The sequence below is a fragment of the Sphingobium salicis subsp. salicis genome (assembly GCF_049472635.1).
Classification (GTDB): Bacteria; Pseudomonadota; Alphaproteobacteria; order Sphingomonadales; family Sphingomonadaceae; genus Sphingobium; species Sphingobium yanoikuyae_A.
Genome location: NZ_JAYRCS010000001.1, coordinates 4,682,962 through 4,696,129 on the forward strand (window position 1 = coordinate 4,682,962; position 13,168 = coordinate 4,696,129).

Consider the following 13,168-nt stretch of genomic DNA (forward strand, 5'->3'; position numbering starts at 1 on the left):
ATGATGAAAAGACTGGCTGTTTATTGTGGTTCGGCGACGCCGGCCGACCTCACCTATATCGACGCGGCGCGCCATGTCGGCCGCACCTTGGCACAGCGCGGAATCGGCGTCGTCTATGGCGGCGGGCGGCTGGGCCTGATGGGCGCGGTGGCGGATGCGGCGCTGGAGGCGGGCGGCGAGGTGATCGGCGTGATCCCCGAGGCGCTGGTCGGCGCCGAAGTCGCGCATCGCGGCTGCACCGAACTGCACGTGGTGGAGACCATGCACCAGCGCAAGCAGCTCTTCACCGACCTGTCGGACGGCTTCGTCACGATTCCGGGCGGCGTCGGCACGATGGACGAGCTGTGGGAAGCGATCAGCTGGGCGCAGCTGGGCTATCACAACAAGCCGGTCGGCCTGCTCAATGTCGCGGGCTTCTATGACCAGTTGATCGGCTTCAACCGGCAGATGGTGGAAGCCGGCTTCATCCGGCCGCAGCATGCCGGCATCATGATCCATGACGACAGCATCGAGGGGCTGCTGGACCAGATGGCCGCCTATCAGCCGCATGAGACGATCTTTGCGATGAAGGCCGCACGGCTCTGAAATAATATTCCCCTCCCGCTTGCGGGAGGGGTTAGGGGAGGGCATGTCCGCTTCATGGACTTAACAGGCCCTCCCCCGGCCCCTCCCGCAGGCGGGAGGGGAGAATGGAATCGCCCCGCCCTGGTCGCCCATGCCCGCGACAGCATTGCGCGGGGCTCCAGGAGCTTTGCCATGGCGTCGAAGCTGTTCGACCGGGTGACGCGCGAGCGGGCCTGGCTGCTCTATGCCTGGTGCCGCAAATGCGACGATATTGCCGATGGACAGGACCATGGCGGGACGATGCGCGGCGTTGCCGACGGGCAGGCGCGGCTGTCGACGCTGCGGGTGCTGACCGATGCGGCGCTGCGCGGCGAGCCGACCGGAGACCCGGCCTTTGACGGCTTTGGCGTCGTCATGCACGAATGCGCGATCCCGCACCGCTATGCCCATGACCTGCTGGAGGGGTTTGCACTCGATGCGCGCGACTGGCGGCCGCGCAGCGAGGCCGACATGCTGCGCTATTGCTATCATGTCGCGGGCGCCGTGGGCTGCATGATGGCGGTGCTGATGGGGGTCGACCCGGAGGATGAGGCGACGCTGGACCGCGCCTGCGACCTGGGCATCGCGTTCCAGCTCGCCAATATCGCCCGCGACATCAGCGAGGATGAACTGGCCGACCGCTGCTACCTGCCGGTCGAATGGCTGGTGGAAATGGACATGCCACCCGGCGAGCATATGAAGCCCTGGCTGCGGCCGCAGCTGGCGATATTGGGCCGGCGGCTGGCCGACATGGCGGCCGCCTATGAGGATAGTGCGCGCCATGGCACCGGCGCGCTGCCGGCGCGGGCGGCCTGGGCAGTGCTGGCGGCGGCGGGCATCTATGGCGACATCGCGCGCGAAGTGGCGCGGCGGGGCGAGCATGCCTGGGACCATCGCGTGGTGACGCCGGGGCGCGAGAAGCTGGGCTGGGTGATCCGCGCGGGACGGCAGGTGCCGGGACGGGCACGGCGCTGGCCGGCAAGGGCGGCGCGGGCTGTGGGGTTGTGGACACGACCGGCTGTCTGAATTTGGGTGGGTTTCCTGCCATTCCCCTCCCGCACGCGGGAGGGGTAGCGAGACTTGCGCGCGCAGCGCGTTAGTCGCAGCGGGGTGGGCTTTCGCGATGCCCAGCCCACCCCCTAACCCCCTCCCGCCTGCGGGAGGGGGAACATGTCCGCTTCTGGTCGCTGCCAGCCCCCCCAATTCCGATTGCCTGCCCTGTGGATAAAAATAGGGCCGGTACTTTCGTACCGACCCCAAGGCATGTTCGCAGGAGGAACAAGGTGAGGCGGGCGGCCCTGGCCCGTGGGATGGGCCGCCCTGCCAATCTCAGTAATTGTAGGCGCGCTCGCCATGCTCGCCGAGGTCGAGGCCTTCATATTCGACCTCCTGGCTGACCCGCAGGCCGGTGATGGCCTTGGCGATGAAGATGGCGATGGCGGTGCCGATCGAGGCCCAGATGATGGTCACGACGACCGCTTCGATCTGGACGAGCAGCTTGGCGCCGATTTCATAGTCCGCCGCTCCGGGGCCGCCGAGGGCCGGCGAGTAGACGATGGCGGTGCCGATGGCGCCGATCATGCCGCCGATGCCGTGGATACCGAAGGCGTCGAGGCTGTCGTCATAGCCAAGCTTGGGCTTGAGCACGGTGACGGCATAGAAGCAGATGATCGAGGCAACGGCGCCCAGCACGATCGCACCGAACGGGCCCGAGTTGCCGGCCGCCGGGGTGACCGCGACGAGGCCGGCGATGACGCCCGAGCAGAAACCCAGGGCCGACGCCTTGTGGCCGTTGACGCGTTCAGCCAGCATCCAGAACAGGGCGCCCGATGCGGTGGCGACGAAGGTGTTGATCATCGCGAGGGCCGCCGAACCATTGGCTTCGAGCGCCGAGCCGGCGTTGAAGCCGAACCAGCCGACCCACAGCAGGCCGGTGCCGACGGCGGTCAGCGTCAGGCTGTGCGGCGCCATCGGTTCCTTGGGGAAGCCGATGCGCTTGCCCAGGATGAGGCAGGCCACCAGTGCCGAGACGCCGGCGTTGATGTGAACGACGGTGCCGCCCGCGAAATCGAGCGCGCCGGCCTTGAAGAAATAGCCCGAAGCAGCCCAGACCATGTGCGCGATCGGGAAATAGACGATCGTCAGCCAGATGGCGGCGAACACCATCACGGCCGAGAATTTGATGCGTTCGACCACCGAACCCAGCACCAGCGCGACGGTGATCGCGGCGAAGGTCATCTGGAAGCAGACGAAGACATATTCCGGAATCTCGACGCCGGCGGTGAAGGTCGCGGCCTGCGAAGCGGGCGTGATGCCCTTCAGGAACGCCTTGTCGAAGGTCGAGACGAAGTTGGAGAGGCCGCTGGTATAATCGGGACCGAAGGCCATCGAATAGCCGTACATGACCCAGATCAGCATGGCGAGGCAGGCGGCGGCGCCGATCTGCGTCATCACCGACAGCATGTTCTTGCTGCGGGCAAGACCGCCGTAGAACAGGGCGAGGCCGGGCAGGATCATCAGGAAGACGAGGATGGTGGAGGTCATCATCCAGGCGGTATCGCCCTTGTCCACGGTCGCGGCCGGCGCGGCCGCGTCCTGTGCCCAGGCGGGCAGCGCGGCGAACAGCGAAAGGCCGGTGGCCCCCAGCGCGCCGCAGAGTTTCTTCGAAAAGGTCATTATTCCCCCCTTCTTACAGCGCGGTTTCGCCGGTTTCGCCGGTGCGGATGCGCACGGCCTGGCCGACATCGAGGACGAAGATCTTGCCATCGCCGATCGCGCCCGAATTGGCGGCGGCCTGCGTCGCTTCCACCACGCGCGGCGCGAGGTCGTCGTCGCAGACCACCTCGATCTTGATCTTGGGAACCATGTTGGTGGAATATTCGGCGCCGCGATAGATTTCGGTCTGGCCCTTCTGGCGACCAAAGCCCTTCACTTCGCTGACCGTCATACCGGCGATGCCAAGCGAGGAAAGAGCCTCGCGGACATCGTCAAGCTTGAACGGCTTGATGATAGCCATGACAAGTTTCATGTCGCCCCCTTATTTGGTGTGCGGCGACATACCAGCAAGAGGCGTGCCAATTTGCTAATGACGCATTAACGCGGGATTTCCACTAGGGGAGATTGTTGCGCCGCCGAAAAAATGTGCAGATGCACAGCCATGCCTAAAAAATAGGCATGTTCCCGCCTACCATTGCGATCCTTCGGCGACCGCTGCCGCTTCGGCGGGCAGGGTGGTGCGACCAAGGGCAGCGTTGCGATGGGGGAAACGGCCGAAGCGCGCGATGGTTGCATGATGCTGGCGGGCGAAATCGAGCGACCGGGCGTCGCCGGTCCCTTCGAACAGGGAGAGCGACAGCTCCTGATCGGCCAGATCCTCGCTGTGCTGGAAGGGCATGTAGAAGAAGAGCCGGCCCGCCCCGCCAATCTGGATGTCATAGCCCAGCGCGATGGCGCCGCGCGCTACCTCACGGGCGATCGGGTCGGTGGCAAAGGCCTGGGCCTGGCCGCGGAACATGTTGCGGGGCAGCTGGTCGAACAGCAGCACCGCGGCCAGCGCATCGTCGGCGCGGTCGAGGAAACTTTCGGCCGGAAGCGTCCGCTTCTCGCTCCACAGGACGGCGAAGCGGTCGATGCAATGCTGATCGAGCGCCGGATCATGGCTGTACCAGCCTTTCTCGCCCACCTGGTTGAACCAGAAGTCGAGCAGAGCCGCCGCCCAGTCGGCGGTCACGGCGTCATGGCTGTCGGTCAGCATGTTCATACGCAAAATACGTATCGATCGTCGCCCGGTTCCTCGGCCCATGGCGGCGGCGGGTCGGGTGACCGCGCCGCCATGGCAGGAAGGGGGTCAGGCGGCGGTGCCGCCGACGGTCAGCCCGTCCATCAGCAGCGTCGGCTGGCCGACGCCGGCCGGCACGCTCTGTCCACCCTTGCCGCACATGCCGATGCCTTCGTCGAGCGCCCAATCGTTGCCGATGCCGATCACCTTGGTCAGCGCGGTCGGGCCGTCGCCGATCAGGGTCGCGCCCTTGATCGGATCGCCGATCTTGCCATTTTCGACCTTGTAGGCTTCGGTGCAGGAGAAGACGAACTTGCCCGAGACGATGTCGACCTGGCCGCCGCCGAAGCTCTTGGCGAAGATTCCCGACTTGACGCGCGACAGCAGCTCTTCCGGATTGTCCTGGCCACCCTTGATGAAGGTGTTGGTCATGCGCGGCATCGGCGCATGGGCATAGGATTCGCGGCGGCCATTGCCGGTCGGCGCGACGCCCATCAGCCGGGCGTTGAGGCGGTCCTGCATATAGCCCTTGAGGATGCCGTCCTCGATCAGGATATTTTCCTGCGTCGGCGTGCCTTCATCATCGATCGAGAGCGAACCGCGGCGGTCGAGGATGCTGCCATCGTCGACCACGGTGACGCCGGGCGCGGCGACGCGCTGGCCGATGCGGCCGGAAAAGGCGCTGGTGCCCTTGCGGTTGAAATCGCCTTCCAGGCCATGGCCGATCGCTTCATGAACCAATACGCCCGGCCAGCCGGGGCCGAGCAGCACGGTCATTTCGCCGGCGGGGGCGGCGACCGAGCGGAGATTGACCTGGGCCTGGGCCAGCGCCTCGTCAATCGCGCGGTTCCAGATCTTGGGGTCCATCACCTGATCGTAGAGATAGCGGCCGCCAATGCCGAACACGCCGGTTTCGCGCCGGCCATTTTCCTCCAGGATGACCGAGACGTTGAGCCGGACGAGCGGGCGGATGTCGCTGGCGGTGAAGCCGTCGGCGCGAACAATCTCGATCACCGACCAGCTGCCGGCGAGGCTGACCGAAACCTGGGCGACGCGCGGGTCGCGGGCACGGGCGGCGGCGTCGATCGCGGCGCACAGGGTCACCTTCTCGGCGAAGGGCACCAGCTCCAGCGGATTGGCATCGGTATAGAGGTGGCGATTGGTGCGCTGGGGCGGCGGGGCGGGCTGGCCCTTGGCCGGATCGAGCAGGGTCAGCGTCTGCGCCGCCTTGGCGATGGCCGCTTCGCTGAGGTCGTTGGCATGGGCAAAGCCGGTCATCTCGCCCGAGACGCCGCGCAGGCCGAAGCCCGCATCGGTTGAATAATCGGCGGTCTTGAGGCGGCCGTCGTCAAAGCCGAAGCTCTCGCTGGCGCGATATTGGAGGTAGAGCTCGCCATCGTCGCAGGCCGAAAGCGCCTGCGCGGTCAGGCGGCGCGCGCCATCGGGATCGAGCAGGCCCGGACGATAGAGCAGGCCGCGGGCATCAGTGAATTGCGAAGCGAGATCGGTCATGCCGCCCGATATAGGCGCGGCATGACGGATGCCCAATGGAAATTTTAGAGGGTGCCTTAGAGACTGGCGCCCGAGGCGATGTCCGGCTTGCTGCCGATCTCGGCATTGTCGGCGACGCCGCCGGCCAGCACGAAGCGGCGATCACAATAGCCGCAATCGACATAGCCATGCTCGTCGATTTCCAGGAAGACGCGCGGATGGCCAAGGGCGGCGGGAATGTCACCCGAACCGTCGCAGGAGACGCGGGACTTGGTGACTCGGATGATTTCGGGCGGCTGGATCATGGGAGGCTGAATTAGCAGCGGTAACGCGCCGCCGCAATATCTGGCAGCGCGCGATTACATCAGCGGATAGCGGGGCTGGGTGCAGCCGGCGTCGGCGGGGGGCTTTGCCGCGATCCTTGCGCTTGGGGTCTTGGGTTGCCAGTCGGCGCAATTGCCGACCGCCATCACCGCGAAGGGCGACAGCATCAGCAATATCGGCGCGACGGAGCCGCCAAGGAAGAAGCTGATCGGCATGGGCGGCAAGATGCCGGAACCATGCTTGCTGCAGGATGAATGTTACGGGTGCGGATTGGGGCGGGTTTTGCCTGGATGGCTAAGCCCTCGCTGTCGCTCGGGAGTTTCGCCGGAAGCCGTCCCCCGGACGGCTTCTCATTCGGCGAAACTGGTGGGCGATGACGGGCTCGAACCGCCGACATTCTCGGTGTAAACGAGACGCTCTACCAACTGAGCTAATCGCCCCCATGGGGTGCGGGCGCTTCTAGATTTTTTTGGGCGCGGGTCAAGCGGCCTTTATCCGATGGGGCAGATCAGTGCGCGCGATAGCGATGGCTGGCGCCGAACCAGCGGATCAACTGGTCAGCCGCGTCGTCGGCGAGCGCGATGAAGATGCGGCGGCCGTCATGCGGATCGGCGCGGCGTTCGACCAGGGCCTTGTCCGTCAATGTGCGAATCCAGCGCAGCGCCGTGGTCGGCGGCACGGCGGACGCGATGCACGGGCTGGAGACAGAGACATGGGCCTGTTCCAGCCGGGCGGCGAGCAGGTCGAGCATCATGTCCCAGGCCGGATCGGCAAACAGGTCGCCGGGCAGGAAATCGGCACGCAGCCGGCGGGCGCGCAGCAGGTCGCGGGCCTGGGCGGCGGTGACGGAGGCGGTTTCCGCCATGGTGGCCGCACCGATCGTGGCCATGGCCGGCATGGCGGTATAGCCGCCCTGGCGGTCGGCGATGCGCGCGGGCATGTCGAACGCGGGGAGCGTAGGGCGCGGCCGATCGGTCAGGGCCTCGATCGTGCGAGCAAGACGGCTGACTTCCTCGCTCAGCCGCTGCAGCCGGTTGCCGTCGCTTTCATGGGTGGCGTCATGCAGATTATGGGGGATAGCATCGCCGTGCGCGGCGGCGAGCAGGGCGGCGGCGATGTCGCCATTGTCGGGACTGCACAGCAACTGGGTCTGCGGGCTGCGCATGCAGGCATAGGCCATGTCGAGCGTCTCGATCCCGGCGAGCAGGACCACCGCCATGCGATTCTGAATCGCGATCGTCTCGACCTGGACGATCAGCCGTTCGAGCAATGGATCGGGCTGGTGGCAGAGCAGCAGCACGACGTCGCAGCCCACCTGCATGTCGAGCCGGGCGGCGGCCTGATCGAGCGGCACGGTGCCGAGTAGGCGCAGGCCGGCGGCATGGGCCAGCATGGCGGCATCGTCGAACCATTCGTCATCGGCAACGATCAGCAGCCCACGCCGGTCATCCGGCGCGGCATAGGGGCTATCATGATCGGTCGAGAAGGGATCGGCCATCACCACGCAATCTCCCGTGCCTGTTATGTTCCGCAGCTTAGCCGCTTGCCCACCGGGCGCAGCCGGCGCTGACTCCATAATGGCGCAAATGCACGGGGCTGTCGTGATGGCCGTCACGCGCCCGCGATATCGGTGGGGATGCGGAAACGAAAAGGGCGCCGGCTGATGCGGGCGCCCTGTTCTGCCTATTCGATCCGAAATGGACTCATTTCGTCGCAGGTCAGACCGCGGTGCGGCGGGCGAAGTCGATATAGAGTTCGCGCAGCCGGGTCGCGATCGGGCCGGGGGTGCCGTCACCGATCAGCTGGCCGTCGATTTTGACGATCGAGAGGCAGAAGGTCGAGGCACTGGTCATGAAGGCTTCCCTGGCGGCGAGCGCTTCGGCGAGAGTGAAGGGGCGGCGGATGACGGCGATGCCGCTTTCTTCCGCAAGGGCGGTGAGCGCCGCGCCGGTGCAGCCGGCCAGCACCGACTGGCTGTAGGGGCGGGTGACGATGCCTTCGTCGGTGACGATGAAGGCGGTGGAGGAGGCGCCTTCGGTGATGAAACCATCCTCGATCATCCAGGCTTCCTGCGCGCCGGCTTCCTTGGCCGCCATCTTGGCCATGGCCTGTGCGAGCAGGCCGACGCTCTTGATGTCGCGCCGCGCCCAGCGCAGGTCGGCCATGGTGGCGACCGCGACGCCGGTCTTGGCGGCGGGCACATCGAGGAAAGTCTTGTTCTGGACGAACATGAACAGGGTCGGCTGCAGCCCGGCCGGCGGGATGAAGTCGCGGGTGACATCGGCGCCGCGGGTGATCTGGAGATAGACCAGTCCTTCGCCAAGGCCGTTATGGGTGACCAGCGCCTTCTGCGCTGCCTCGATCTCGTCCAGGGTCAGCGGCAGGGCGATGCCGATTTCGGTGCAGGAACGTTCCAGCCGGGCGAGATGGCTGGCGCTGTCGACCAGCCGGCCATCGATTACGGCCGCCACTTCATAAATGCCGTCGGCGAACAGGAAGCCGCGATCGAGCGGGGAGATGCGGACGTCTTCGAGCGGCAGAAACTGGCCGTTGAGATAGGCGACGGACATGGCGGCGGGCGATCCTTGGTCTGGTGATTTACGCCGCCGCTTTTGCCGCCGCGGCGGCCGGGGTCAAGGCAGCGAAATAGGATTTGCGGCGCTTAACTTCGCATATTTCCCGCACATTGTGACATTATCTTGCGCTGGCCTGATCCTATCGGAAAGTCAGGGGATGGCAGTGCCGATGATAGGGGAAAAGGCCGCTGTAGGACAGGCTCAGGCGGCCTTGCCCTTGAGCGCCTTTTGCCGGCGGCGCTGGACCGAGGAGCCGATGCCCATGGATTCGCGATATTTGGCGACGGTGCGGCGGGCGATGTCCATGCCCTTGGCGCGCAGCAGGTCGACCAATGTGTCGTCGGAGAGGATGGCATGGGCCTCCTCCGCGCCGATCAGCGCCTTGATATGGCTCTTCACCGCCTCGGCCGAGACGGCGCCGTCGCCATCCGCCGCCGCGACGCCGCTGGTGAAGAAATATTTGAGTTCGTAGAGGCCGCGCGGGCAGGAGAGATACTTGTTCGAGGTGACCCGGCTGACGGTCGATTCATGCATCTCGATCGCGTCGGCGACCGCGCGCAGGGTCAGGGGCTTCAAATAGGCGACGCCGTTGCGGAAGAAATCCTCCTGCTGGCGGACGATCTCGCTCGCGACCTTGATGATCGTCTTCTGCCGCTGGTCGAGCGCCTTCACCAGCCAGTTGGCGCTGGCGAGGCAGTCGGCCAGCCAGGCCTTGCTCGCCTTGTCCTGCGGGCCGCCGGCCAGTTCGACATAATAGCTGCGGTTGACCAGCACGCGCGGCAGGGTGGCGCTGTTGACCTCTATGCCCCAGCCTTCGCGGGTGCGGCTGACGAACAGGTCGGGCGTGACCGGCGTGGCGCTGTCGCTGGCGAAGCGCAGGCCGGGCTTGGGATCATAGCCGCGCAGTTCGCGGATCATGTCGGCGAGATCCTCCTCATCCACGCCGCAGATGCGGCGCAGCTGGGGCAGGGCGCCCTTGGCCAGCAGGTCGAGATTGGCGAGCAGCCGCTGGATGCAGGGATCGTAGCGGTTCGCCTCCTTTGCCTGAAGGGCGAGGCATTCGGCGAGCGAGCGGGCGCCCACGCCGGTGGGATCGAAGCTGTGGATAACTTCGAGCACGGCCTCGACCGTGAAGAGCGGCACGCCCAGGCCATGGGCGGTCTGGAGCAGATTGGCCTCCAGATAGCCCGCTTCGCTGATCTGGCCGATCAGCTGGGTGGCGATCAGCAGGTCCATGCCCGACAGCGTGCTGCGGGCCTGGTCCATCAGATGTTCCTGCAGGCTGGGCGCGGCATTGGCGAAACTGTCGAAATCGACCGCTTCGCCCGAACCGCCGCCGCCGCCGAGCATGTCGAGCGAGCCTGAGCCGCTGCCCGCGGCCATGCGGTCGGCCGGGCCATCGTCGATGAAGGTTTCCGCGCCATGATCGACGTCGAGCGGACTGTCGGCGCCGCCCAGGCCCTGGGCGATCAGATCGTCGCTGGCGCCGGTTTCGGCGGCCAGGGTCGGCGCCTCCACCTCGCGGTCGACGCCGCTGCCTTCCCGGCCGCCGTCATCGGCGGCACCCTGTTCGAGCAGCGGGTTCTTTTCCAGTTCGCCCGCGACGAACGCCTCGATCTCCAGATTGGACAGCGCCAGCAGCTTGATCGCCTGCTGGAGCTGCGGCGTCATCACCAGAGACTGGCTCTGGCGGATGTCGAGGCGTGGCCCGAGCGCCATCAGCCGGGCCGTCCTGCATCAGCGAGGGGGCGCCGGCCGATCATGTCAGAGCTGGAAATTCTCGCCCAGATAGAGGCGGCGAACATCGGGATGGGCGACCAGTTCGGTCGGGCTGCCGGCGAACAGCACCTGGCCGCTGTAGATGATGCAGGCGCGGTCGACGATTTCCAGCGTCTCGCGCACATTATGGTCGGTGATGAGGACGCCGATGCCGCGCGTCTTGAGCTGCTTCACCAGATCGCGAATGTCCGCGATCGACAGCGGATCGATGCCGGCAAAAGGTTCGTCGAGCAACACGATCGAGGGATCGGCGGCCAGCGCGCGGGCGATTTCGCAGCGACGCCGTTCACCACCCGACAGCGCCATGGCGGCGGAATCGCGCAAACGGGTCAGGCCGAATTCGTCGAGCAGCTGTTCCAGCTTCTCGGCACGGGCGGCCTTGTTGGGTTCGGCCATTTCCAGCACGGCGCCGATATTCTGTTCGACCGTCAGGCCGCGGAAGATCGAGGTTTCCTGCGGCAGATAGCCCAGGCCCAGGATCGCGCGGCGATACATGGGCAGGCCGGTAATATCCTGGCCGTCGAGGATGATCCGGCCCTGATCGGGACGGACGAGGCCCATGACCGAATAGAAGCAGGTCGTCTTGCCCGCGCCATTGGGGCCGAGCAGGCCGACGACCTCGCCCTTGCCCACGGTCAGCGACACGTCGGACAGGACGACGCGCTTGTCATAGCTTTTCGCGATCGAGATGACGGACAGGCCCTCGCCCACTTCCTGCGGGGCGAGCGGTCGCGCCGAAGCGGCCCTGTCCTGGATCGTCACATCGTCCATCACTTCAATCCTTGTGCCGCCAAATCGGGGTGCGGCGGACATGGGTCCGCCTGCGGCAATTGGCAAGCTTTGTGCATGGGATCGCCGCCGGGGCAAGGGGAAAATGCGATGGAGAAGAGGGGGATGGCGCGCCATCCCCCTGATGCGCGGGTCATTCCACCATGATGCGCGGGTTGGGCAGGACGACGCCGACATCGCTGGCATAGGCGTCCCACGCCTTTTCCAGCGCTGCCCGGCGCGCCGGTTCGCGGGCGGACAGGTCCGTGGTTTCGCCCGGATCGGCGGCGATGTTGAACAGATGCCATTGGCCATCGCCGGCATCGGTGATCTTCCAGTCGCCCTGACGCAATGCGCGCGAGCCGAACAATTCGGTGCCGATCGCCTCGCTGGCGGGATGGACCGTCGGCGCCGTGCCGGCGAGCCAGGGCGCCCAGCTGGTGCCGCGGATCGGCTGGACGGTGCGGCCCTGGAACGTCCCCTTGGGCGGGGCGATGCCGGCAAGGTCGATCAGCGTGGGGGCGACATCCATGACATTGAGATAGTCATGGGCGATGCTGCCGGGCTTCTTGACCGCTGGTCCGGAGAGGAAGGCGGTGGTGCGGGTGCCACCCTCGGTCGCGAACGCCTTGTAGAGCCAGGAGGGGGTGGTCGCCGCCTGCGCCCAGCCGGGGCCATAGCTGATATAGCTGCTGTCCTTGCCGAGATTGTCATAGCTGTTGTCGGCGGCCTCGGCACGGGCGCGGAAGCGGGGATTCTTGGCATGGACCAGATCCATCCCCTCGGCGCCATTGTCGGCGAGGAAGAGGATGACGGTATTGTCATACTCGCCGCTGGCCTTGAGCGCATCGATCACCCGGCCGACATTCTGGTCGAGCCGGTCGACCATCGCGGCATAGATTTCCATCGTCCGCGACGCGGTCTTCTTCTCGTCCGGGGTCAGCTCTGCCCAGGGCTTGCTGTTTTCAAGGGGGTGCTGCGCGGCACTGGCGGGGACCAGGCCGAGGGCGATTTGCTTCTTGAGCCGTTCGGCGCGCAGCGCTTCATAGCCCGCCTCATAGCGGCCCTTATATTTGGCGATGGTTTCGGCCGGGGCCTGCAGCGGCCAGTGCGGCGCGGTGAAGGCGAGATAGGCAAAGAAGGGCTTGTCGTCCTTGGTCGCCTTGATCTGGTCGATCAGCTTGGTGGCGAAGGCGTCGGAGGAATAATAGTCGCTGGGCAGGCTTTCGAGCGTGCGGCCATCCTCGCGATAGGTGGTGAAGCCGGGCTTGGGCGTGGCCGAAATGTCGGTGCCATAATGATTGCCCGCCCCCTGCAGCAGCGCGAAGCTGTGCTGGAACCCGCGGGCATGGGGATCCTGCTCGGGGGTGAGGCCCAGATGCCATTTGCCCGAAAAGAGGGTGCGATAGCCGCCGGCGGTCAGGACTTCGGGCAGGGCGGCGATGTCGGTGCGCAGATAGCCTTCATGGCCGGGCTTGCCGACCTGATTGGGGGCCTGCATTTCCGCCATGGTGCCAAGGCCGGCGCGATGATTGTCGGTGCCCGACAGCAGCATCGACCGGGTTGGCGAGCAGGTGGGCGCGGTGTGGAAGCCGGTCAGGCGCACGCCCGACAGAGCGAGCCGGTCGAGATTGGGTGTGGATATCTCGCTGCCAAAGGCGCCGAGATCGGAATAGCCCAGGTCGTCGGCGACGATCACCAGGAAATTGGGACGCTTTTCCTGCGCCGCCGCGGGCGTGGTGAGGGCGGTGGCCAGCGCCAGGCTGGCAAGGACAGTGCGGAGCTTCATGGGGTCTTCCGTGAAAAGGGGCCGCGTCCGGAAGGAACGCGGCCCAGTGTGCCGAAGGGA

General features: G+C 66.2%; 13 protein-coding genes and 1 tRNA gene. 2 read left to right on the top strand and 12 right to left on the bottom strand.

Annotated elements, in window-relative coordinates; genetic code table 11:
- Positions 1-3 precede the first annotated feature (3 nt).
- A complete protein-coding gene (locus tag VHN57_RS22560; protein ID WP_037507379.1) occupies positions 4-585 on the top strand; it encodes an LOG family protein in 582 nt (193 codons plus the stop codon).
- Between the two features lie 54 nt (positions 586-639).
- The gene (locus VHN57_RS22565; protein WP_423285618.1) at positions 640-1,629 is read left to right on the top strand and encodes a phytoene/squalene synthase family protein; all 990 of its coding nucleotides are present in this window, start codon (positions 640-642) and stop codon (positions 1,627-1,629) included.
- Between the two features lie 303 nt (positions 1,630-1,932).
- On the opposite strand, the gene VHN57_RS22570 is transcribed toward VHN57_RS22565, so the two are convergent.
- From VHN57_RS22570 to VHN57_RS22625, 12 genes are all read right to left on the bottom strand, one after another.
- A complete protein-coding gene (locus VHN57_RS22570; protein WP_017501519.1) occupies positions 1,933-3,279 on the bottom strand; it encodes an ammonium transporter in 1,347 nt (448 codons plus the stop codon).
- A 13-nt stretch (positions 3,280-3,292) separates the two neighbouring features.
- Positions 3,293-3,631 (bottom strand): P-II family nitrogen regulator, encoded by a 339-nt coding sequence (locus VHN57_RS22575; RefSeq protein ID WP_004209785.1) that lies wholly within the window; start codon positions 3,629-3,631, stop codon positions 3,293-3,295.
- A 156-nt stretch (positions 3,632-3,787) separates the two neighbouring features.
- The gene (locus VHN57_RS22580) at positions 3,788-4,363 is read right to left on the bottom strand and encodes a DUF924 family protein (protein ID WP_270093740.1); all 576 of its coding nucleotides are present in this window, start codon (positions 4,361-4,363) and stop codon (positions 3,788-3,790) included.
- Positions 4,364-4,450: 87 nt separating this feature from the next.
- Positions 4,451-5,893, bottom strand: coding sequence for a metalloprotease TldD (tldD, locus tag VHN57_RS22585; protein ID WP_125988739.1), 1,443 nt, complete (start codon positions 5,891-5,893; stop codon positions 4,451-4,453).
- A 56-nt stretch (positions 5,894-5,949) separates the two neighbouring features.
- Entirely contained in the window at positions 5,950-6,177 is a 228-nt protein-coding gene (locus VHN57_RS22590; RefSeq protein ID WP_010336946.1) for a zinc-finger domain-containing protein, read from the bottom strand.
- A gap of 54 nt (positions 6,178-6,231) precedes the next feature.
- Positions 6,232-6,411: a hypothetical protein gene (locus tag VHN57_RS22595; RefSeq protein WP_069337532.1), complete on the bottom strand. Its 180-nt coding sequence runs from the start codon at positions 6,409-6,411 to the stop codon at positions 6,232-6,234.
- A gap of 149 nt (positions 6,412-6,560) precedes the next feature.
- Positions 6,561-6,636 (bottom strand) — tRNA-Val (locus tag VHN57_RS22600).
- A 68-nt stretch (positions 6,637-6,704) separates the two neighbouring features.
- Complete coding sequence (locus VHN57_RS22605) at positions 6,705-7,694, bottom strand: MarR family transcriptional regulator (protein ID WP_423286104.1); 990 nt, start codon at positions 7,692-7,694, stop codon at positions 6,705-6,707.
- Positions 7,695-7,914: 220 nt separating this feature from the next.
- Complete coding sequence (locus tag VHN57_RS22610) at positions 7,915-8,766, bottom strand: D-amino-acid transaminase (protein ID WP_423285622.1); 852 nt, start codon at positions 8,764-8,766, stop codon at positions 7,915-7,917.
- A 207-nt stretch (positions 8,767-8,973) separates the two neighbouring features.
- On the bottom strand, positions 8,974-10,491 hold the full coding sequence (gene rpoN / locus VHN57_RS22615) for an RNA polymerase factor sigma-54 (RefSeq protein ID WP_423285624.1): 1,518 nt from the start codon (positions 10,489-10,491) through the stop codon (positions 8,974-8,976).
- Positions 10,492-10,536: 45 nt separating this feature from the next.
- A complete protein-coding gene (gene lptB, locus VHN57_RS22620; RefSeq protein WP_010336951.1) occupies positions 10,537-11,322 on the bottom strand; it encodes an LPS export ABC transporter ATP-binding protein in 786 nt (261 codons plus the stop codon).
- Positions 11,323-11,473: 151 nt separating this feature from the next.
- On the bottom strand, positions 11,474-13,108 hold the full coding sequence (locus VHN57_RS22625) for an arylsulfatase (RefSeq protein WP_423285626.1): 1,635 nt from the start codon (positions 13,106-13,108) through the stop codon (positions 11,474-11,476).
- Between the last annotated feature and the right edge of the window lie 60 nt (positions 13,109-13,168).